The 20,465-nt window shown below is 54.2% G+C and carries 20 protein-coding genes and 1 riboswitch; of the genes, 11 read left to right on the forward strand and 9 right to left on the reverse strand.

Going from position 1 to position 20,465, the window contains the following annotated elements; translation table 11 throughout:
• Window positions 1-29: 29 nt before the first annotated feature.
• The 4 genes from thiQ to sgrR all read right to left on the reverse strand — a co-directional run bounded on the left by thiQ (window position 30) and on the right by sgrR (window position 5,108).
• Window positions 30-731, reverse strand: coding sequence for a thiamine ABC transporter ATP-binding protein ThiQ (gene thiQ / locus BFV64_RS03255; protein WP_059373553.1), 702 nt, complete (start codon window positions 729-731; stop codon window positions 30-32).
• Window positions 715-2,325 carry a thiamine/thiamine pyrophosphate ABC transporter permease ThiP gene (thiP, locus tag BFV64_RS03260; protein WP_059373552.1) on the reverse strand — a complete coding sequence of 537 codons (1,611 nt, stop codon included), beginning with the start codon at window positions 2,323-2,325 and terminating at the stop codon, window positions 715-717. The genes thiQ and thiP overlap by 17 nt, the downstream gene beginning before the upstream one ends.
• A complete protein-coding gene (gene thiB / locus BFV64_RS03265; protein WP_045134564.1) occupies window positions 2,301-3,284 on the reverse strand; it encodes a thiamine ABC transporter substrate binding subunit in 984 nt (327 codons plus the stop codon). Before thiB ends, thiP begins: the two co-directional genes overlap by 25 nt.
• Before the next feature lie 31 nt (window positions 3,285-3,315).
• Window positions 3,316-3,416: riboswitch (TPP riboswitch) on the reverse strand.
• A gap of 36 nt (window positions 3,417-3,452) precedes the next feature.
• Window positions 3,453-5,108: an HTH-type transcriptional regulator SgrR gene (sgrR, locus tag BFV64_RS03270; protein ID WP_045134565.1), complete on the reverse strand. Its 1,656-nt coding sequence runs from the start codon at window positions 5,106-5,108 to the stop codon at window positions 3,453-3,455.
• Window positions 5,109-5,196: 88 nt separating this feature from the next.
• Between sgrR and sgrT the strand changes: the two genes are divergently transcribed.
• The 3 genes from sgrT to BFV64_RS03285 all read left to right on the forward strand — a co-directional run bounded on the left by sgrT (window position 5,197) and on the right by BFV64_RS03285 (window position 7,018).
• A complete protein-coding gene (sgrT, locus tag BFV64_RS03275) occupies window positions 5,197-5,349 on the forward strand; it encodes a glucose uptake inhibitor SgrT (RefSeq protein WP_014882529.1) in 153 nt (50 codons plus the stop codon).
• A 120-nt stretch (window positions 5,350-5,469) separates the two neighbouring features.
• On the forward strand, window positions 5,470-6,648 hold the full coding sequence (locus tag BFV64_RS03280; RefSeq protein ID WP_045134566.1) for a sugar efflux transporter: 1,179 nt from the start codon (window positions 5,470-5,472) through the stop codon (window positions 6,646-6,648).
• Window positions 6,649-6,865: 217 nt separating this feature from the next.
• Complete coding sequence (locus BFV64_RS03285) at window positions 6,866-7,018, forward strand: Hok/Gef family protein (RefSeq protein ID WP_069601699.1); 153 nt, start codon at window positions 6,866-6,868, stop codon at window positions 7,016-7,018.
• Window positions 7,019-7,110: 92 nt separating this feature from the next.
• On the opposite strand, the gene leuD is transcribed toward BFV64_RS03285, so the two are convergent.
• From leuD to leuL, 5 genes are all read right to left on the reverse strand, one after another.
• Complete coding sequence (leuD, locus tag BFV64_RS03290) at window positions 7,111-7,716, reverse strand: 3-isopropylmalate dehydratase small subunit (RefSeq protein ID WP_014882531.1); 606 nt, start codon at window positions 7,714-7,716, stop codon at window positions 7,111-7,113.
• Between the two features lie 10 nt (window positions 7,717-7,726).
• Window positions 7,727-9,127 (reverse strand): 3-isopropylmalate dehydratase large subunit, encoded by a 1,401-nt coding sequence (gene leuC / locus BFV64_RS03295; protein WP_014882532.1) that lies wholly within the window; start codon window positions 9,125-9,127, stop codon window positions 7,727-7,729.
• Between the two features lie 2 nt (window positions 9,128-9,129).
• Entirely contained in the window at window positions 9,130-10,221 is a 1,092-nt protein-coding gene (gene leuB, locus BFV64_RS03300) for a 3-isopropylmalate dehydrogenase (protein ID WP_045134567.1), read from the reverse strand.
• The gene (gene leuA / locus BFV64_RS03305; protein ID WP_014882534.1) at window positions 10,221-11,792 is read right to left on the reverse strand and encodes a 2-isopropylmalate synthase; all 1,572 of its coding nucleotides are present in this window, start codon (window positions 11,790-11,792) and stop codon (window positions 10,221-10,223) included. The genes leuB and leuA overlap by 1 nt, the downstream gene beginning before the upstream one ends.
• A gap of 91 nt (window positions 11,793-11,883) precedes the next feature.
• Window positions 11,884-11,970, reverse strand: a complete 87-nt coding sequence (leuL, locus tag BFV64_RS26095) for a leu operon leader peptide (protein ID WP_099458923.1) — start codon at window positions 11,968-11,970, stop codon at window positions 11,884-11,886.
• Between the two features lie 470 nt (window positions 11,971-12,440).
• On the opposite strand from leuL, the gene BFV64_RS03310 reads away from it, so the two are divergent.
• From BFV64_RS03310 to ftsL, 8 genes are all read left to right on the forward strand, one after another.
• A protein-coding gene (locus BFV64_RS03310) for an IS1 family transposase (protein ID WP_223216367.1) occupies window positions 12,441-13,138 on the forward strand; the annotation gives its coding sequence in 2 pieces (ribosomal slippage) (window positions 12,441-12,690 and window positions 12,690-13,138; 699 coding nt in all).
• Window positions 13,139-13,362: 224 nt separating this feature from the next.
• Window positions 13,363-14,307 (forward strand): transcriptional regulator LeuO, encoded by a 945-nt coding sequence (gene leuO / locus BFV64_RS03315; protein WP_032629721.1) that lies wholly within the window; start codon window positions 13,363-13,365, stop codon window positions 14,305-14,307.
• A gap of 379 nt (window positions 14,308-14,686) precedes the next feature.
• A complete protein-coding gene (gene ilvI, locus BFV64_RS03320) occupies window positions 14,687-16,411 on the forward strand; it encodes an acetolactate synthase 3 large subunit (RefSeq protein ID WP_045281052.1) in 1,725 nt (574 codons plus the stop codon).
• A gap of 1 nt (window position 16,412) precedes the next feature.
• Window positions 16,413-16,904, forward strand: coding sequence for an acetolactate synthase small subunit (gene ilvN, locus BFV64_RS03325; protein WP_014882536.1), 492 nt, complete (start codon window positions 16,413-16,415; stop codon window positions 16,902-16,904).
• Between the two features lie 179 nt (window positions 16,905-17,083).
• The gene (cra, locus tag BFV64_RS03330; protein WP_014168621.1) at window positions 17,084-18,091 is read left to right on the forward strand and encodes a catabolite repressor/activator; all 1,008 of its coding nucleotides are present in this window, start codon (window positions 17,084-17,086) and stop codon (window positions 18,089-18,091) included.
• Window positions 18,092-18,690: 599 nt separating this feature from the next.
• Window positions 18,691-19,149, forward strand: a complete 459-nt coding sequence (gene mraZ / locus BFV64_RS03335; RefSeq protein ID WP_014882537.1) for a division/cell wall cluster transcriptional repressor MraZ — start codon at window positions 18,691-18,693, stop codon at window positions 19,147-19,149.
• A gap of 2 nt (window positions 19,150-19,151) precedes the next feature.
• Window positions 19,152-20,093 carry a 16S rRNA (cytosine(1402)-N(4))-methyltransferase RsmH gene (rsmH, locus tag BFV64_RS03340; RefSeq protein ID WP_014882538.1) on the forward strand — a complete coding sequence of 314 codons (942 nt, stop codon included), beginning with the start codon at window positions 19,152-19,154 and terminating at the stop codon, window positions 20,091-20,093.
• A complete protein-coding gene (gene ftsL, locus BFV64_RS03345; protein WP_014068894.1) occupies window positions 20,090-20,455 on the forward strand; it encodes a cell division protein FtsL in 366 nt (121 codons plus the stop codon). Before rsmH ends, ftsL begins: the two co-directional genes overlap by 4 nt.
• The last annotated feature ends 10 nt before the right edge of the window (window positions 20,456-20,465 follow it).

A 20,465-nucleotide genomic window follows, 5' to 3' on the forward strand; every position in this document is an offset into this window, starting at 1 on the left:
CCCTGTGGGAGAGGGCCAGAGTGATGGCATCAGACTGCGCTGATGCCCAGCAGCGACGACGCGGCAGCGTTACCCTTCAGAAGTTCTTCTGTCATCCCATCCCACACAATTCGTCCTTCGGCAATGACCACCGATCTGGGGGCAATCCGTGCGGCATCTTCGATGCTGTGCGAAACCATCAGCATCGTCAGCTGCTGGCGCTGACAGACATCCTGCACAAGCGTCAGCATCTCCTGGCGCAGCGCCGGGTCGAGCGCAGAGAACGGTTCATCCAGCAGCAGTATCGGCTGTTCGCGGACCAGACAACGGGCAAGCGCCACGCGCTGACGCTGGCCGCCGGAAAGCTCGCCGGGCAGCCTGTCGAGAAATTCCGCGATCCCCATCTGGGCGGCAATGACCTCCAGCTTCTGGCGCTGGGGGACGTTCAGCTTGAGTCCCGGATGCATCCCCAGCGCGATGTTTTGCCGCACCGTCAGGTGGGTAAACAGGTTGTTTTCCTGAAACAGCATGGAGACAGGACGTTTTGCAGGCGGCGTATGGGTATGGTCCCGATTTTCAATGACTATCGATCCGCTTGCCGGCTGCAGAAACCCCGCAACCAAATTGAGCAGCGTGCTTTTTCCCGCACCGCTTGGGCCAAGCACCGCAATAATCTCTCCCTGACGCACGGAGAGCGTGAAGCGCATCGGCAGATGCTGGTAAAGCCAGGTTACATCAGTCAGTTTTAACATCACGCCCCGGAAGTTTTTCGATAACGGTAAAGAGTCCAAAGCACAGCAGGAGCAGCAGCAGCGCCGTGACGGCCCCGTCCTGGCTGCGGTAGGAGCCAATCTGCTGATAAAGCCAGAACGGCAGCGTGCGGAAATCGTCATTGCCGAAAAGGGCCACCACGCCAAAATCCCCGATGGAGAGTACGCAGGCGAAGGCCAGCGCCTGGGCGAGCGGTCGTTTCAGGGCGCGAAGTTCCACCACCTTTAACCGCCGCCAGCCGGTTATCCCAAGGGACTGACACAGGACGCTGTAGCGGCTGTTGACATCCCGCATAGGATTTTCCAGTACTTTCAGCGCGTAGGGGATGGCCATTAAGGCATTGGTAAAAATGACGATGCCGTCAGCACTTTCCGGCAGGCCGACGGTGGTGTTGAACAGCAGAAAGAAGCCGGTCGCCAGCACAATGCCCGGCATCGCCAGGATCAGCATGCCCGTCAGCTCCAGCGCTTGTCCGGCTTTACGGGCATGACGCGCGTAGAGCTCGCGGCTGCTCCAGAGCAACATCATGGTCAGGATCACGCATAGCGCTCCGGCTGCCAGCGCAATGCGTACCGAGGTCCACGTCGCTTGCCACAGCACGGGCTGTTGCAGTACTGACACCACATTCCTGTTCAGGCCATCAACGATAACGGCCAGCAGCGGTGGCAACAGAAGCAGGAGTGCCAGCACGATCAGGATAAAATCGGAGACGCGGCTGTGCAGGCTATCCTGCGGATCGCGCCAGCCCGAGAGGCTATTGCTGCCCGGGGGAATCGCTTTGCTCAGGCGCTGGCTCAGCAGCACCAGCACCAGACAGCACGCCATCTGCACGATCGCCAGAAGCGCGGCGCGGCCCGGATCGTAGTCGTAACTTAAGGCCTGATAAATCGCCAGCTCAATGGTGGTCGCCTGTGGCCCGCCGCCGAGAGAAAGCACGGTGGCGAAGCTGGCGAAGCAGAGCATAAAGATCAGCGCGGCAACCGGGGCAATCTGACGTCTTAACCAAGGCCATTCGACAAAGCGGAAAAACGACCATCCACGCATGCCAAGCTGAGCGGCAATCTGGCGTTGTTCGCCGGGAATATTCTCCAGTGCCTGCAAAAAGAGGCGCGTTGCCATCGGCATATTGAAAAACACGTGCGCCAGCAGAATGCCCTGCAGGCCGTATGGCGAGAAGGTCCATTCCAGACCAAACCGGGCAAACAGCAACGCCAGCCAGCCCTGTCGACCGTAAACGCTCAGGATACCAAATACCGCGACCAGCACGGGCAGGATCAGCGTCATGGCGCACAGGCGCAGCAGGACTACTCTTCCGGGGAAATGCCGACGATACAGAGCCCGCGCAAGAAAAATAGCCGGGAGCGCTGACAGCAGGGCAGAAAGAAACGCCTGCCAGAAGGAGAAACGAATGACGTGCCAGAGATAGCTATCGCGCCAGAGCGCGAGCAGATCGCTCTCCGGCGCGTTGAACCACAACGCAAGGAATGCTCCCAGACTGACTACCACCATCAGCATGGCGGCGAGCAGTCCGGGAAGTAACCAGCCGGGAATTAACGGCTGACGGCGCGTTGCCATTCACTTACCCATGCTGCTCGCTGCGCGGCCACCTGCTGCGGCGTAAACTCCAGCGACGTTTGTGGTTTGGTTAACTGGTCGAAACCGGCTGGCAGTGCAACGTGGGTGACGGGATACATCCAGTTGCCCGCAGGAATGGCATTCTGGAACGCCGGAGAAACCATAAATTTCAGGAACTTCTCGGCGAGTTCCGGCTGTTTGCTGGCAGCGGTACGCGCGGCAACCTCCACCTGCAGATAATGCCCTTCGGCAAAATTCGCGGCGGCGTAGTTGTCTTTCTTCTCGGCGATAATGTGGTAAGCCGGCGAGGTGGTGTAGCTGAGCACCAGATCGCTTTCGCCTTTCAGGAACAGACCATACGCTTCACTCCAGCCTTTGGTCACAGTGACGGTTTTGGCGGCCAGCTTCTGCCACGCTTGCGGCGCGCTCTCCCCGTAGACCTTCTGCATCCAAAGCAGCAGCCCCAGGCCTGGCGTGCTGGTACGCGGATCTTCATAAATCACGCGCCATTTCTGGTCGCTCTCCACCAGCTCCTTCAGGCTCTTCGGCGGATTTTTCAGCTTGTTTTTGTCATAGACGAAAGCAAAGTAGCCGTAGTCGAACGGCACAAAGGTGTCGTTGTTCCAGCCGCCCGGCACGTTGACGGCCTCTGCCGCTACGCCGCTTTTGGCAAACAGTTTGGTTTGCGTGGCGGCTTCCAGCAGGTTGTTATCCAGCCCGAGCACCACGTCGGCTTTGCTGTTTTTCCCTTCCATACGCAGACGGTTAAGCAGCGACACGCCATCTTCCAGCGCCACGAATTTCAGCTCGCAATTACAGTCAGCTTCAAAGGCTTTTTTGACTACCGGGCCAGGGCCCCAGTCGGCAGAGAACGAGTCGTAAGTATAGACCGTCAGGACGGGCTTCGCGAACGCAGGCAGCGCAAACAGCGCCAGCAGAGGAAGAACTTTTTTTAACACTTTGCACCTCAGGGTTGAGTGGCAAAGGATTTTGAGCGACAGCCTCAAATCCCTTCGCCGGCGTTATCCGGATCAGGTTCGACGGGTATTATCTCAGCGCACATCTGTGATGCAGCACCCCGTTGAGAACGGCGCTATTGTAATGATTTGGTGAATATTACGAAAGCGTTATGGCTCCGGCGGCGCAAACCAGGCTGATTTGAAATCAAACCAGCCCAGGGTGTTCATCCGCAGACCGCGCATACTGCGTTGACCCTGGATCATCAGCCAGTGGTGTATCAGAGGTACAATCGCCTGTTCAGCCAGCAATTGCTGACACCAAACGGCAAGATTCATGTCGCCAGCGCGCCACTGGGCAGCGTCCTGCTGCCAGTCACGGTTGATACAGTGCTGGATCAGCGGGATCTCATACAGATGAGAAAAGAGCGAGAAATCGAGCGGCAGGGTGAAGTTGGCGCTGTTTAGCCAGATATCACTGACGATCTCCCCCCGGTGCCATTCGTCATAGTCCACTTCTCTGATCTCCAGCGTCACGCCTTCGGCTGCCAGCAGCCTGGCCATGATCCCGGCGATAAAACGATGCTCCACGTGCTCGCGGTAGTAGGTCAGGGTGATGGACTCCAGCCCGGCAGGTCTGTCGCAGTGCGCCGGGCGGGCGTGGTGCCAGCGCGGAAGCAGGCCGTACGCCGGGAACCAGTATGTCTGGTACTGCTCTTCCGCATGGTAGATCAGATTGGAGGGGGACAGCACGTGGCTGACCCACTGACGAACGGCCTGGTTTGCCCCGCGGTGGGTGCGGCTATCAAACAGCAGGTAGTAGCATCCCTCCTCCAGACGACTCTCCACCGCTTTTTCTCCCGTGGTGGGGCCTTCCAGCGTCAGCCCGCAGCTGAGATCTTCATTGAGATCCGGTAATACCCAGACGTTCACTTCGTCGATCAGTGCCCGATAGCCAAAGTAGTCATCAAACGCGAGAATTTTCAGCTGGTTGTTGTTATTGCGGGACACGGAGTAGGGTCCGGTGCCAATCGGCAGGCTGGCGAAATTGTTCAGCGACTCCCACTCGGCGGGCAAAATCATCGACGGCACATAGCCCAGCAGCCAGGGAAGCCATTTGTCCTGCTGCGACAGCTCAATATCCAGCGTCCATGCCGTCGGGGAATGGACGCGGGAAATGTGTGAATAAAGCGGTAGCTTGCGGGCACGTTCCAGAGAGGCGATGACGTCGCGCATGTCCAGCTCGCGACCGTGGTGAAAGTGGATGCCGGGGCGTAAGAAGAAGCGCCAGTGGCACGGGGAAAGTTGCTGCCAGTGATGCGCGATATCCGCTTCCAGTTCCCCATTTTCCTCATTTATCCGCGTCAGGCCGCTGAAAATCTGCCGGGCCATGTGGGTTTCAGAACGCCGTAACGCCGTGCCGGGTAACAGATTTTTCATCGGACGGTAGTAGAGCACCCGCAGAATGTGGCGGCCCTGACGAAAGCTACGTCCAAGATGTGAAACCAGCATCTGGCGCACGGCGGCTTTGTCGCCCACCAGCTGCACCAGCTGGTCGATGCGATCCTGCTCCAGCAGATCCTCCGCGCGCTGCTGCTGCAACGCCAGACCGGTATAGAGAAAGGTCAAACGTGAGCGCTTCCCGCGTCCTGCCTCCGCTTCCCAGCTTAACCAGCCCTGCTGCTGCATGGTGTTAAGCAGCGTGCGCATATGACGGCGCGAACAGTTGAGCAGGTCAGCCAGCTCGTTGAGCGTGGTCTCCTGCGATTGCCCCTCGCAGCACTGCCAGAGGCGGATAAATTGTTGTTGCAGACGACCAGAAGGCATAAAAGGGGAACTCCTGACAAAAAACCAGCAATTTATTTATCCCTATATTAGGCCAATAATTCTCCCCGATGAAGTGAGGAGGTAAATTATGAAGAGGTCCACCGCACGTCAGTTTTATCAGCAGTACTTTTCAGCGACAAAAGGAGCGTCCTGGCTGGCCCGCCGGTGTGCAGAGCAGCGGCTGAAAATGTTAGAAGAACTGATGCAGTGGGACGTTACGAAACCGACTTCTTCCCGCTAACTCGCCTCGATCATGTGTGACTGAGTATTGGTGTTTATCACCCGCCAGCAAAATGTTTTTGCTGGCTTTTTTCGTTTATTCTTTCACCCAATTTCGATTCGCTTTCACAAGGACTTGCGTATGCTGTGGTTGATGACGATGGGGCGCCGCCTGAATGGCGTATATGCCGCTTTTATGCTGGTAGCCTTTATGATGGGCGTGGCGGGGGCGTTGCAGGCGCCAACGTTGAGCCTGTTCCTCAGCCGCGAGGTGGGGGCGCAGCCGTTTTGGGTCGGCCTGTTTTACACCGTTAACGCCATTGCCGGGATCCTGGTCAGCCTCGCGCTGGCGAAACGATCGGACAGCCAGGGCGATCGCCGCAAGCTGATCCTCTTTTGCTGCGCCATGGCCGTGGGCAACGCGCTACTCTTTGCGTTCAATCGCCATTACCTGACGCTCATTACCTGCGGTGTCCTGCTGGCATCGCTGGCGAATACCGCCATGCCGCAGCTTTTCGCCCTGGCCCGAGAATACGCGGATAACTCCGCGCGGGAAGTGGTGATGTTCAGCTCGGTGATGCGTGCTCAGCTTTCACTGGCATGGGTCATCGGCCCGCCGCTGGCCTTCATGCTGGCGTTGAACTACGGTTTTACCGCCATGTTCTCCATCGCCGCGGCCATTTTTGCCATCAGCCTGGCGCTGATTGCCTTCGTGCTACCGTCTGTGGCGCGCGTCGAACAGACGACGGATAAGCCGATTACGCAAGTGAGCGGCTGGCAGGACAAAAACGTCCGTATGCTGTTTATCGCCTCCACGCTGATGTGGACCTGCAATACCATGTACATCATTGATATGCCACTGTGGATCAGCAGCGATCTCGGTCTGCCGGACAAGCTCGCTGGGATCTTAATGGGAACGGCTGCCGGGCTGGAGATTCCGGCGATGATTCTTGCAGGATATTACGTAAAGCGCTTCGGTAAACGCAAAATGATGGTGGTTGCGGTTGCCGCCGGGGTGTTGTTCTATCTTGGGCTGATCTTCTTCCATTCGCGCGAAGCACTGCTGGCGCTGCAGCTGTTCAATGCCATATTCATCGGGATCGTGGCCGGGATCGGCATGCTCTGGTTCCAGGACTTAATGCCGGGACGCGCTGGCTCGGCGACCACGCTTTTCACCAACAGCATTTCGACAGGCGTCATTCTGGCGGGGGTGATTCAGGGAGCGCTGGCGCAGAGCTACGGACATGCCTCGGTTTACTGGATGATTGCCGCGATTTCGGTCATCACGCTTGGGCTGACATGCCGGGTTAAGGATGTTTGATTCTGGAAGGCGGCTTCACGAAATGAAACGAATTTCTGACAGATGAAGGGAAGGCGCATAGAGTGCGTGGCGGGTGCTTGAGGCTGTTTGCCTCAGGCTTTCGCAAGAGGCAAACAGTGGAGAGTCCCACATCAATAAAACTGATGGGGAGACCAACTTCACAACCCACATTGCGAGGTTAGTCTCTTCATTGCCGAAAAGCAATAAGGAGGCTGGAATGCCAAAACGTACTCTGCTGTTAGGTTTGTTTCTGATCTGTACGACGCTGTTGATCTTCACCTGGATGGTGCGTGATTCGCTATGTGAATTGCATTTCAGACAGGAGAAAACAGAGCTGGCAGCAGTGTTGGCTTACAAAGCAAAACGTTAGCGGTATTGGCGGGGAAGGTTTCCCCGCCTCTCCAGAGTGGTTGAGCCTCAACGCACCCTTATCAATGGCCCGCTTTTCGCGGGCCATTGCCTTTAGCCCATAAACGCAGGCTGTTTTTTCTCGTACGCTGAGATGGCGTCTTCGTGCTGGAGCGTCAGACCAATGCTGTCCAGACCGTTCAGCATGCAGTGACGGCGGAATGCATCAATGCTGAAGCTGTAGGTCTTCTCACCCGCTTTAACCACTTCCGCTTCCAAATCCACTTCAAACGCCATGCCCGGATTCGCCTTAACCAGCGCAAACAGCTCATCAACCTGTTCGTCACTCAGCGTCACGGGCAGCAGCTGGTTGTTGAAGCTGTTACCGTAGAAGATATCCGCGAAGCTCGGGGCGATAACCACCTTAAAGCCGTAATCGGTGAGCGCCCAGGGAGCATGTTCACGCGAAGAACCGCAGCCAAAGTTTTCCCGCGCCAGCAGAATGGACGCGCCTGTGTATTCCGGGAAGTTCAGAACAAATTCTGGATTAGGCACTTCGCCTTTATCATCCAGGAAACGCCAGTCGTTGAACAGGTGTGCACCAAAACCGGTGCGGGTCACTTTCTGCAAAAACTGCTTAGGAATGATGGCGTCAGTATCGACGTTAGCGGCATCCAGGGGGACAACCCGGCCTGTGTGTTGGGTAAATTTCTCTGCCATGATTGTCTCCTTATTTCAGGCTGCGAATGTCGGCGAAATGGCCGGTAACGGCTGCAGCGGCGGCCATTGCCGGGCTGACCAGATGGGTACGCCCACCGCGGCCCTGACGGCCTTCAAAGTTACGGTTGCTGGTGGAAGCACAACGTTCGCCTGGATTCAGACGGTCGTTGTTCATAGCCAGACACATGGAGCATCCCGGCAAACGCCACTCAAAACCTGCTTCGATAAAGATCTTATCCAGCCCTTCCGCTTCTGCCTGAGCCTTCACCGGACCGGAACCGGGAACCACCAGCGCCTGCACGCCCGGCGCAACTTTGCGGCCTTTAGCAATCTCTGCAGCAGCACGTAAATCTTCGATACGGGAGTTGGTACAGGATCCAATGAAGACTTTATCAATGGTCACGTCGGTCAACGGCACACCGGGCTTCAGTCCCATATAGGCCAGCGCTTTCTCCGCACTGGCACGCTCGACCGGATCGGCAAATGAGGCCGGGTCAGGAATGCTGTCGTTAACGGAAATCACCTGACCCGGGTTGGTGCCCCAGGTCACCTGAGGCGCAATCTCTTCTGCCTGCAGCGTGACAACGGTGTCAAAGGTTGCCCCGTCGTCGGTTTTCAGGGTTTTCCAGTACGCGACCGCATCGTCAAAATCCTGGCCTTTTGGCGCGTGCAGACGACCTTTCACATAGTTGAAGGTCGTTTCGTCTGGCGCCACCAGGCCTGCTTTGGCGCCCATCTCAATGGCCATGTTGCACAGGGTCATACGACCTTCCATGCTCAGCGCCTGAATAGCGTCGCCGCAAAATTCCACTACGTGACCGGTACCGCCTGCGCTGCCGGTTTTGCCGATGATAGCCAGCACGATGTCTTTCGCCGTTATCCCAGGTGCGGCTTTACCTTTCACTTCAATCTTCATGGTTTTGGCGCGGCCCTGTTTCAGGGTCTGCGTCGCCAGAACGTGTTCCACTTCAGACGTACCGATACCAAACGCCAGCGCGCCAAACGCGCCGTGCGTTGCGGTATGAGAGTCACCGCAGACGATGGTCATGCCCGGCAGGGTAATCCCTTGCTCCGGCCCCATCACGTGGACGATGCCCTGATAAGGGTGGTTCAGATCGTACAACTCCACGCCAAATTCGTTGCAGTTCTTGATCAGTTCCTGCATCTGGATACGTGCCATCTCACCCGACGCATTGATGTCTTTGGTCTGAGTGGAAACGTTATGATCCATCGTCGCGAAGGTTTTTCCCGGCTGACGCACGGGACGCTTGTGCGCACGCAGGCCGTCAAATGCCTGCGGGGAGGTCACTTCGTGTACCAGATGACGGTCGATATACAGCAGTGGGGTTTCGTTTGGTGCTTCGTAGACAACGTGTGCATCAAACAACTTTTCATATAAGGTTTTGGCCATGATTACACCCCTTCAGCGACATAGCGGGCAATGATGTCGCCCATTTCATCAGTACTGACTGCTGCCGTGCCGCGTGCTAAATCACCGGTACGGACGCCTTCTTCTAACGCCCGGTTAATGGCGTTTTCAATTGCGGTTGCTGCATCACCTGCATCAAGGCTGTAGCGCAGCAGCAGAGCCAGGGAGAGGATCTGTGCAATCGGGTTGGCGATGTTTTTGCCTGCGATATCCGGTGCGGAGCCCCCGGCAGGTTCGTACAGCCCGAAGCCTTCTTCATTCAGGCTGGCGGATGGCAACATCCCCATGGAGCCGGTGATCATCGCGCACTCGTCAGACAGGATATCGCCGAACAGGTTAGAGCAGAGCAGCACGTCAAACTGGGAGGGATCCTTAATCAGCTGCATGGTCGCGTTATCAATGTACATATGCGACAGCTCAACGTCCGGATACTGCTTCGCGACTTCGCTGACGATCTCACGCCACAAAATGGACGACTGCAGCACGTTTGCTTTATCAATGGAGGTCACTTTATGACGGCGTTTACGCGCCGACTCAAAGGCGATATGGGCGATACGTTCAATTTCGAAACGGTGATATACCTCGGTATCGAATGCTTTTTCATGCTGGCCGCTGCCTTCGCGGCCCTTTGGCTGACCGAAGTAAATTCCGCCGGTCAGCTCGCGTACGCAGAGAATGTCGAAACCGTTGGCCGCGATATCCGCGCGCAGCGGGCAGAATTCTTCCAGCCCCTGGTAGAGCTTCGCCGGACGCAGATTGCTGAACAACTTAAAGTGTTTACGCAGCGGCAGCAGCGCGCCGCGCTCTGGCTGCTCAGCCGGCGGCAGGTGTTCCCATTTTGGGCCACCGACGGAGCCAAACAGCACGGCGTCGGCATTTTCGCAGCCTTCGACGGTGGCTTTTGGCAGCGGCGTACCGTGGTTATCAATGGCAATACCGCCCACGTCGTAATGGCTGGTGGTGATTTTAATCGCAAAACGCGAGCGAACGGCTTCCAGTACTTTCAGCGCCTGTGCCATCACTTCCGGGCCAATACCATCACCCGGCAACACAGCAATATGATAATTCTTCGACATTACACGGTTTCCTTGTTGTTCTCTTTATTCTGAGCTTTGCGTTGCAACTCTTTTTCGACTTCAGCGGCGCGCCAGATGTTGTTCAGGACATGCACCATTGCTTTCGCGGAGGATTCGACAATATCCGTCGCCAGACCCACTCCGTGGAAACGGCGACCGTTGTAATTGACGACGATATCCACCTGGCCTAAAGCGTCTTTACCATGCCCTTTCGCCGTCAGGTCATATTTCACCAGCTCAACGTCGTATTCGGTGACGCGGTTGATTGCCTGATAGATGGCGTCGACAGGGCCGTTACCGTTTGCCGCTTCGGCTTTAATCTCGTCACCACAGGCCAGTTTGACCGAGGCGGTGGCGATGTCGCTGGAGCCGGACTGCACGTTGAAGTAATCCAGACGGAAGTGCTCTGGCTCTTCCTGCTGTTTGTTAATAAAAGCCAGCGCTTCCAGGTCATAGTCGAACACCTGACCTTTTTTGTCGGCCAGCTTCAGGAATGCGTCGTACAGCTGATCCATGTTGTAATCGCTGTCCTGATAACCCATCTCTTCCATACGGTGTTTCACCGCAGCGCGGCCGGAACGGGAGGTCAGGTTCAACTGCACCTGGTTCAGACCGATAGATTCCGGGGTCATGATTTCGTAGTTTTCGCGGTTTTTCAGTACGCCGTCCTGGTGGATACCAGAGGAATGCGCGAACGCACCCGTGCCGACAATCGCTTTGTTGGCCGGGATCGGCATGTTGCAAATCTGGCTGACGGTCTGGCTGGTGCGCCAGATTTCGTTGTGATTGATGCGGGTGTGCACGTTCATGATGTCTTTGCGCACTTTGATCGCCATGATCACTTCTTCCAGCGAACAGTTGCCCGCGCGTTCACCGATACCGTTCATCGCGCCTTCTACCTGACGCGCACCAGCGTGGACAGCGGCGATGGCATTGCCCACCGCCAGCCCTAAATCATCGTGGGTGTGGACGGAGATAATTGCTTTATCAATATTCGGTACGCGGTCATACAGGCCGGTGATGATGTTTGAGAACTCAAACGGCATGGTGTAGCCGACGGTGTCCGGGATGTTGATGGTTTTCGCGCCCGCGTTGATGGCGGCTTCCACAACGCGCGCCAGGTCTTCGATTGGCGTACGGCCCGCGTCTTCGCAAGAGAATTCAACGTCATCGGTATAGTTACGTGCGCGCTTAACCATATACACCGCGCGTTCAATCACCTCATCCAGCGTGCTGCGCAATTTGGTTGCGATATGCATTGGCGAAGTAGCAATGAAAGTGTGAATACGGAAGGCTTCGGCCACTTTCAGCGACTCGGCCGCAACGTCGATGTCTTTCTCTACACAGCGTGCCAGGCCACAGACGCGGCTATTTTTAATGGTGCGCGCAATGGTCTGTACGGATTCGAAATCACCCGGAGAAGAGACCGGGAACCCCACCTCCATGACGTCGACGCCCATTCGCTCGAGAGCCAGCGCAATCTGCAGTTTCTCTTTTACACTCAGGCTTGCCTGTAATGCCTGTTCACCGTCACGTAAAGTAGTATCGAAAATAATGACTTGCTGGCTCATGGGTTAGGTCCTTGTCAGTCTTAGGGCGCCTTGCTACGAGCATAAAAAAACCCGCGCAGTGGCGCGGGTTTTTAGTCTTACTGGTGACGATTCAACGCTGAATTTCGCCCGCCAGTCTACCGCGCACAGAAGATGCGTTTAGTAGTAGTAGACCGGTGAAACGATGGGTGCGTGTCATGAATCGTGCTCCGTTAAATTCAATATACTTTTAGTGGTACTGGATACGGCTGTTCATGTCAACCCCTGACGGTAAAAACGGTTCCGACAGACTGAACAGACAGGTTATAGGCTTTAGCTTATTGTGCTGGATTTTGCTTTTCAGGCTATATGAATTGTCTAAAATTGGACTCAAAAAGCATTTGCAGAAATAAGTACATTTAGCAGGTATTTTGAAATATGTATTTTCCGTCGTGGATGTTTTCTTTTTAAAGCATTTAATATCATTGATTTACCATTCACATAGGCATTCTTTCTCTCTGGCCGTGAATGAATGGGAATAACAGATTATTAACGTAAGTATACGCAAAGTCGATAACAGTTTAATTATACTTAAGTCATCCTTAACCAGATGACCATTGTGTATTGACTTGGTTGGTAATGGTGCCAACTTACTGATTTAGTGTACGATGGTGTTTTTGAGGTGCTCCCGTGGCTTCCATCTCCATCAGTTGTCCCTCCTGCTCAGCTACTGAAGGCGTGGTGCGTAACGGTAAAAGTACTGCCGGACATCAGCGCTATCTCTGCTCTCACTGCCGTAAAACATGGCAGCTACAGTTCACTTACACCGCCTCTCAGCCCGGTACACACCAGAAAATCATTGATATGGCCATGAATGGTGTTGGATGCCGGGCAACCGCCCGCATTATGGGCGTTGGCCTCAACACGATTTTACGTCACTTAAAAAACTCAGGCCGCAGTCGGTAACCTCGCGCATACAGCCGGGCAGTGATGTGATTGTCTGCGCTGAAATGGACGAACAGTGGGGCTACGTCGGTGCTAAATCACGTCAGCGCTGGCTGTTTTACGCGTATGACAGGATACGGAGGACGGTTGTGGCGCACGTCTTCGGTGAACGCACTCTGGCCACACTGGAGCGTCTTCTGAGCCTGCTGTCGGCCTTTGAGGTCGTGGTATGGATGACGGATGGCTGGCCGCTGTATGAATCCCGCCTGAAGGGAAAGCTGCACGTAATCAGCAAGCGTTACACTCAGCGAATTGAGCGGCATAACCTGAATCTGAGACAACATCTGGCAAGGCTGGGACGGAAGTCACTGTCGTTCTCAAAATCGGTGGAGCTGCATGACAAGGTCATCGGGCATTATCTGAACATAAAACACTATCAGTAAGTTGGAGTCATTACCGACTTGGTTTATGGTTTCATTCTAACTATAAAGTCAAATATATCTGTTATGCCGGTTTTTATTTGTGTCTTATCGCGTGATCTTTATATATTCCGATTTTTAAACAATTCTCTTTTGTTGGACGTATTGGCATGGTAAATCATATTTTTCGGGATTATTACAATGCGTCGGCGAAGGACGTGCTGTGTAGCGTGACAGTGGAGTCAGAAGTGTCAGAAAATAATATTAAACAACCTCAAGTTACAGATGGGATTAAACCCCAGCTACGCACGGTGGATCTTAATCTACTGACGGTGTTTGATGCTGTCATGCAGGAGCAGAATATCACCCGGGCGGCGCAAGCGTTGGGGATGTCACAACCTGCCGTGAGTAATGCCGTTGCCAGGCTTAAGGTGATGTTCAACGATGAATTATTCGTTCGCTACGGACGAGGGATTCAGCCTACTGCGCGGGCATTCCAGCTCTTCGGCTCTATTCGCCAGGCTCTGCAACTGGTGCAAAATGAGCTGCCGGGCTCGGGTTTTGAACCACTAAGCAGTGAACGCGTATTCCATCTCTGCGTCTGCAGTCCGTTAGATAATTATCTGACATCTATTATTTATAATAAGGTTGAAGAGATTGCGCCAAATATTAATCTGGTGTTCAAATCATCCTTAAATCAAAACACAGAACACCAGTTACGTTACCAGGAAACCGAATTTGTCCTGGGATACGAAGAGTTCCGTCGCCCTGAATTTTCGTGCGTGCCGTTGTTTAAAGATGAAATGGTATTGGTTGCCAGTAAAAAACATCCACGATTGAATGCTCCGCTACGTGAAAGTGATGTTTATAGCGAACAACATGCCGTGGTTGCGCTCGACAGATATGCCTCATTTAGTCTGCCGTGGTACGACACAGCAGATAAACAGGCGAGCGTGGCATATCAAGGAATGGCTATGGTCAGCGTATTAAACGTCGTTTCCCAGACGCAGCTGGTGGCTATTGCCCCGCGCTGGCTGGCGGAAGAGTTCTCTGACGCGTTAAATCTGCAAATTTTGCCTCTGCCGCTTAAGCTTAATAGCCGTACCTGTTATCTCTCCTGGCATGAAGCTGCAGGGCGGGATAAAGGGCATCAGTGGATGGAAGAATTACTTATCAGCATCTGCCGCCGTTAATCAGATCAGGATAAATTGCATCTTTGCATGTGGTTTATCCTGGTTTTGTTTTGTTAACTGCTATTTTATTCTGTTCTGAATCTTTTCTGGTGGTTGCCAGACCTGTAAAAATAGATGATTTCCTGAATCATCGCGCTTTTCAACGATGATTTATCATCTCCTCCTCTAATTACAGATGAATTAACCATATCCTCTGGCAATGTCTGTTTTTTCTGCTTTAACCGCCTCTTCGCTCTCCGGGTTTGCTAATTGCCTGCCTCATAACGAGCGGTTAAGGTAAGTATCACTCAGCTAATAGAAGACGGGTTCATCCCGATCGCAAGACGGTGCAGAAATGAATTCGGCGGTCCGTCTATAACAAAATGCCTGGAGGCAAAGCATGGAGATGTTGTCTGGCGCGGAAATGGTCGTCCGATCGCTTATCGATCAGGGCGTGAAACAAGTGTTCGGCTATCCTGGCGGCGCGGTCCTTGATATTTATGATGCACTGCATACGGTAGGCGGCATTGACCATATCCTTGTACGTCATGAACAGGCGGCGGTGCACATGGCTGATGGCCTGGCGCGTGCGACGGGGGAAGTGGGCGTGGTGTTAGTCACGTCGGGCCCCGGCGCGACAAACGCTATTACCGGGATTGCGACCGCGTACATGGACTCTATTCCTCTGGTGATCCTCTCCGGGCAGGTGGCAACCTCTCTGATTGGCTACGACGCATTTCAGGAGTGCGACATGGTCGGGATATCGCGTCCCGTTGTGAAGCACAGCTTCCTGGTCAAGCAAACCGAAGACATTCCTGGCGTGCTGAAAAAAGCATTCTGGCTGGCGGCAAGCGGACGTCCGGGACCGGTGGTGGTCGATCTGCCTAAAGATATCCTGAATCCGGCAAACAAGCTGCCTTATGTCTGGCCAGAATCGGTAAGCATGCGTTCTTACAACCCCACCACGCAGGGCCACAAAGGCCAGATCAAACGTGCACTGCAGACGCTATTGACCGCTAAAAAACCGGTGGTCTATGTCGGCGGTGGGGCAATTAATTCTGCGTGTGAGCCACAGCTTCGTGAACTGATCGAAAAGCTCAATCTTCCTGTTGCGTCGTCGCTGATGGGACTCGGGGCGTTTCCCGCCACCCACCGTCAGGCGCTGGGCATGCTGGGTATGCACGGTACCTATGAAGCCAACATGACGATGCATCATTCCGATGTGATCTTTGCCGTCGGCGTGCGCTTTGACGATCGTACGACCAACAATCTGGCGAAGTATTGCCCGAATGCCACGGTGCTGCACATTGATATCGACCCCACGTCGATTTCAAAAACGGTGTCAGCTGATGTGCCTATCGTCGGCGATGCCCGGCAGGTGCTGGAGCAAATGCTGGATCTGCTGACCCAGGAGAGCACGACTCAACCGCTGGATGAGATCCGCGACTGGTGGCTGCAAATTGAGCAGTGGCGCGCGCGCCAGTGTCTGAAATATGACACTCAAAGTGAGCATATTAAGCCTCAGGCCGTGATTGAAGCGGTCTGGCGACTGACGAAAGGCGACGCCTATGTCACTTCAGACGTGGGTCAGCATCAAATGTTCGCCGCCCTCTATTATCCCTTTGATAAACCGCGTCACTGGATCAATTCGGGGGGGTTAGGAACGATGGGCTTTGGTTTGCCTGCCGCGCTGGGCGTGAAGCTGGCACTGCCAAATGAAACCGTCGTCTGCGTGACCGGGGACGGCAGTATCCAGATGAACATTCAGGAACTTTCCACCGCGCTGCAATATGAGTTGCCGGTACTGGTGCTTAACCTCAACAACGGCTATCTCGGTATGGTGAAGCAGTGGCAGGATATGATCTACTCTGGCCGTCACTCTCAGTCATACATGCAGTCGCTGCCGGATTTTGTTCGTCTTGCTGAAGCTTATGGCCACGTGGGGATGCGGGTGACCGATCCCGCTTTGCTGGAATCGTCGCTCGCACAAGCGCTTGAGCAGGTTAAAAACAACCGCCTCGTCTTTATGGATGTCATCGTTGATGGGACCGAGCACGTTTATCCGATGCATATTCGCGGCGGTGGTATGGATGAAATGTGGTTAAGCAAAACGGAGAGAACCTGATATGCGCCGGATATTATCTGTATTGCTGGAAAACGAGTCTGGCGCACTGTCGCGCGTCATTGGGCTTTTCGCGCAGCGCGGCTATAACATAGAAAGCCTGACCGTTGCCCCCACGGACGACCCGACGTTGTCGCGTATGACGATTCAGACCGTTGGTGATGCCAAAGTGCTTGAGCAGATTGAGAAGCAACTGCATAAACTGGTTGATGTCCTGCGCGTGAGCGAGCTGGGGCAGGGGGCTTACGTTGAGCGTGAGGTCATGCTGGTAAAAATTCAGGCCAGCGGCTACGGGCGAGAAGAGGTCAAACGCAATGCGGATATTTTCCGCGGGCAGATCATTGACGTCACGCCTTCTCTTTATACGGTTCAACTGGTCGGGACCAGTGACAAGCTGGACGCTTTTCTGGCGTCCGTGCGGGATGTAGCAAAAATTGTTGAAGTGGCCAGATCGGGCGTTGTGGGTCTGTCACGCGGCGAGAAAATCATGCGTTAGTTGTCAAAAAGGTTCGCCTCTTTCTGCCCGGTCACCAAAGCCGGGCTTTTTTTTGCGTAATCAGCCAATAACGCAGATAAAAGCGGTTGCCGCGAAGGCTTTTCTGCGTTTAGATGTTAAAAGATTTAACCATAACCTTGACAGGGCCATGGACTCTTTTCTTTTTTTAAGGGGCAATTGTGAAACTGGATGAAATCGCCCGGCTAGCCGGCGTGTCACGAACAACGGCCAGCTATGTGATTAACGGTAAAGCAAAGCAGTACCGTGTCAGCGATAAAACCGTTGAAAAAGTTATGGCGGTGGTTCGTGAGCATAACTACCATCCGAATGCTGTCGCTGCCGGCCTGCGCGCCGGGCGCACCCGATCGATTGGTCTGGTGATCCCCGATCTGGAAAATACCAGCTATACCCGTATCGCCAACTATCTTGAGCGTCAGGCTCGCCAGCGCGGCTACCAGTTGCTGATTGCCTGTTCTGAAGATCAGCCGGACAACGAGATGCGCTGCATTGAACATCTGCTCCAGCGCCAGGTGGATGCCATCATTGTATCGACCTCCTTACCGCCAGAGCATCCATTCTACCAGCGCTGGGCGAACGATCCTTTCCCTATCGTTGCGCTGGATCGTGCGCTCGATCGCGAGCATTTCACCAGCGTAGTGGGTGCCGACCAGGATGATGCGGAAATGCTTGCCGCGGAGCTGAGAACCTTCCCTGCTGAAACGGTACTCTATCTTGGCGCATTGCCTGAACTTTCAGTGAGCTTCCTGCGTGAACAGGGGTTCCGAACCGCCTGGAAAGACGATCCGCGTGAAGTTCACTATCTCTACGCCAATAGCTATGAACGTGAAGCCGCTGCGCAGCTCTTTGAGAAATGGCTGGAAACGCACCCGATGCCCCAGGCGCTGTTCACGACATCCTTTGCACTCTTGCAGGGGGTGATGGATGTGACCCTGCGCCGTGAAGGTAAGCTTCCCTCCGACCTGGCTATTGCCACTTTCGGGGATAACGAGCTGCTCGACTTCCTGCAGTGTCCGGTGCTGGCCGTGGCACAGCGTCACCGTGATGTGGCTGAACGCGTACTGGAGATTGTTCTGGCGAGCCTGGATGAGCCGAGAAAACCGAAGCCGGGTCTGACACGTATCAAACGTAATCTCTATCATCGCGGAATTCTTAGCCGCCATAAATGAAATGACGGGGCGGTGAAAACGGCCCCCTTATTGCGGGAATAATTCGCTGAGTTAATTCCCGCAATGAAATTAGGATAATTCCTGCAGGATCATAATCTCCTCATTTTCTTAATTCATTTTGGCTTTTAAACTGCCCTTTAAGGAGCTTGAAAGCGATTTTAAACCGCTATCTTTGTATTATTTTGTTACAAACCGGCTTCGGTCGATGAATATTCAGACGTTTTTCCTGGACCCTGACCAGCCAGCGTGGCAACGGCCGCCTTAACCACGCGTCTGAATGAATCTGGCGCTGTTATCCCCTGAGAATCTGTCATAAAATGCTGCCCGCGTCGCAAACTGACACTTTATATTTATCTGCGATGATATTGAGTGAGCTTTAACGCTAGTGTGCATATTCGGTTTTTTTCTTACAAATATTCATAACGTTAATTTTGCCTCGCCAGTTGTTCAGTTATTAGTCAGGTCTGTTTATCTCTGTAAATAGAGGGCTTTCGGGTCCTTATAGGGAGAGTCCTGGCTTGACAAGCTTTTCCCTCGCTCCGTAAACTCCTTTAGGTGGGAATTTGTGGGTTAAAGTGGTGAGGAGGGGTGAGACTGGCATGTTCCGTGGAGCTACGTTAGTCAATCTCGACAGCAAAGGGCGTTTATCGGTGCCAACCCGATACCGCGACCAGCTGATTGAGAACGCTTCGGGTCAAATGGTTTGCACCATTGACATCAACTCCCCCTGCCTGCTGCTTTACCCCTTACCCGAATGGGAAATTATTGAGCAAAAGCTGTCGCGACTGTCGAGCATGAACCCGCAAGAGCGCCGCGTACAGCGGCTGTTATTGGGACATGCCAGTGAGTGTCAGATGGATAGCGCAGGGCGATTACTGATTGCGCCTGTGCTGCGGCAACATGCCGGTCTGACTAAAGAAGTGATGCTGGTCGGGCAGTTCAACAAGTTTGAACTGTGGGATGAAACGACCTGGTATCAACAGGTCAAGGAAGATATCGACGCTGAGCAGTCCGATTCCGCAACTTTATCGGAACGGCTGCAGGACTTGTCTCTATAAATATGATGGAAAATTATAAACACAAAACGGTGTTACTGGATGAGGCCGTGAACGGCCTGAATATTCGTCCGGATGGCATCTACATTGATGGTACGTTTGGTCGCGGTGGTCACTCGCGTTTGATTCTCTCCCAGCTTGGAGAGGAAGGACGTCTGCTGGCAATTGATCGCGATCCGCAGGCGATTGCCGTTGCACAGACCATCAATGACCCTCGCTTTTCCATCGTGCATGGACCTTTCTCTGCGCTCGCCGATTACGTTGCCGAGCGCGGCCTGACGGGCAAGATCGACGGGATTCTTCTCGATCTTGGCGTCTCTTCACCACAGCTTGATGATGCTGAACGCGGTTTCTCCTTTATGCGTGATGGTCCGCTGGATATGCGTATGGACCCGACGCGCGGCCAGTCTGCTGCCGAATGGCTGCAGACCGCTGACGAAGCGGATATTGCATGGGTTATCAAAACCTTTGGCGAAGAACGTTTTGGCAAGCGCATTGCGCGCGCCATCGTTGAGCGCAACCGCGTTGAGCCCATGACCCGTACCAAAGAGCTGGCCGAAGTGATCGCGGCGGCGACGCCGGTGAAGGATAAGCACAAACATCCCGCGACCCGTACCTTCCAGGCGGTGCGCATCTGGGTAAACAGTGAACTGGAGGAAATAGAGCTGGCGCTAAAAAGCTCGCTCGACGTACTGGCCCCGGGTGGGCGGTTATCCATCATCAGCTTCCATTCGCTGGAAGACCGCATTGTGAAGCGCTTTATGCGTGAGCAAAGCCGCGGTCCTCAGGTTCCTGCGGGGTTGCCGATGACGGAAGAACAACTCAGGAAGCTGGGTGGTCGTCAGTTGCGAGCATTAGGCAAGTTGATGCCGGGCGAAGAAGAGGTGGCAGAGAATCCACGCGCCCGTAGTTCAGTGCTGCGAGTTGCAGAGAGGACGAACGCATGATCAGCAGAGTGACAGAAACCCTAAGCAAAGTTAAGGGATCGTTAGGAAGCAACGAGCGCCATGCCTTGCCTGGCGTGATCGGCGACGATCTTTTGCGGTTCGGGAAACTGCCACTCTGCCTGTTCATTTGCATCATTGTTACGGCAGTCACGGTGGTCACCACAGCCCACCATACACGTTTATTGACTGCGCAACGCGAGCAGATGGTACTGGAACGCGATGCGCTGGATATTGAATGGCGAAATCTGATCCTTGAAGAAAACGCGCTCGGCGATCACAGCCGGGTTGAACGGATCGCAACGGAAAAGCTGCAACTGCAGCATGTTGATCCTTCCCAGGAAAATATCGTAGTACAAAAATAAGGGAAAACGC

The sequence above is a fragment of the Enterobacter kobei genome, assembly GCF_001729765.1.
GTDB lineage: Bacteria > Pseudomonadota > Gammaproteobacteria > Enterobacterales > Enterobacteriaceae > Enterobacter > Enterobacter kobei.

Bases quoted from the DNA above. Each gene is read 5' to 3' on its own strand.
- thiQ (WP_059373553.1), bottom strand. From the start codon at position 731: ATGTTAAAACTGACTGATGTAACCTGGCTTTACCAGCATCTGCCGATG.
- thiP (WP_059373552.1), bottom strand. From the start codon at position 2,325: ATGGCAACGCGCCGTCAGCCGTTAATTCCCGGCTGGTTACTTCCCGGA.
- sgrR (WP_045134565.1), bottom strand. From the start codon at position 5,108: ATGCCTTCTGGTCGTCTGCAACAACAATTTATCCGCCTCTGGCAGTGC.
- sgrT (WP_014882529.1), top strand. From the start codon at position 5,197: ATGAAGAGGTCCACCGCACGTCAGTTTTATCAGCAGTACTTTTCAGCG.
- BFV64_RS03280 (WP_045134566.1), top strand. From the start codon at position 5,470: ATGCTGTGGTTGATGACGATGGGGCGCCGCCTGAATGGCGTATATGCC.
- BFV64_RS03285 (WP_069601699.1), top strand. From the start codon at position 6,866: ATGCCAAAACGTACTCTGCTGTTAGGTTTGTTTCTGATCTGTACGACG.
- leuD (WP_014882531.1), bottom strand. From the start codon at position 7,716: ATGGCAGAGAAATTTACCCAACACACAGGCCGGGTTGTCCCCCTGGAT.
- leuC (WP_014882532.1), bottom strand. From the start codon at position 9,127: ATGGCCAAAACCTTATATGAAAAGTTGTTTGATGCACACGTTGTCTAC.
- leuB (WP_045134567.1), bottom strand. From the start codon at position 10,221: ATGTCGAAGAATTATCATATTGCTGTGTTGCCGGGTGATGGTATTGGC.
- leuA (WP_014882534.1), bottom strand. From the start codon at position 11,792: ATGAGCCAGCAAGTCATTATTTTCGATACTACTTTACGTGACGGTGAA.
- leuL (WP_099458923.1), bottom strand. From the start codon at position 11,970: ATGACACGCACCCATCGTTTCACCGGTCTACTACTACTAAACGCATCT.
- ilvI (WP_045281052.1), top strand. From the start codon at position 14,687: ATGGAGATGTTGTCTGGCGCGGAAATGGTCGTCCGATCGCTTATCGAT.
- ilvN (WP_014882536.1), top strand. From the start codon at position 16,413: ATGCGCCGGATATTATCTGTATTGCTGGAAAACGAGTCTGGCGCACTG.
- mraZ (WP_014882537.1), top strand. From the start codon at position 18,691: ATGTTCCGTGGAGCTACGTTAGTCAATCTCGACAGCAAAGGGCGTTTA.
- rsmH (WP_014882538.1), top strand. From the start codon at position 19,152: ATGATGGAAAATTATAAACACAAAACGGTGTTACTGGATGAGGCCGTG.
- ftsL (WP_014068894.1), top strand. From the start codon at position 20,090: ATGATCAGCAGAGTGACAGAAACCCTAAGCAAAGTTAAGGGATCGTTA.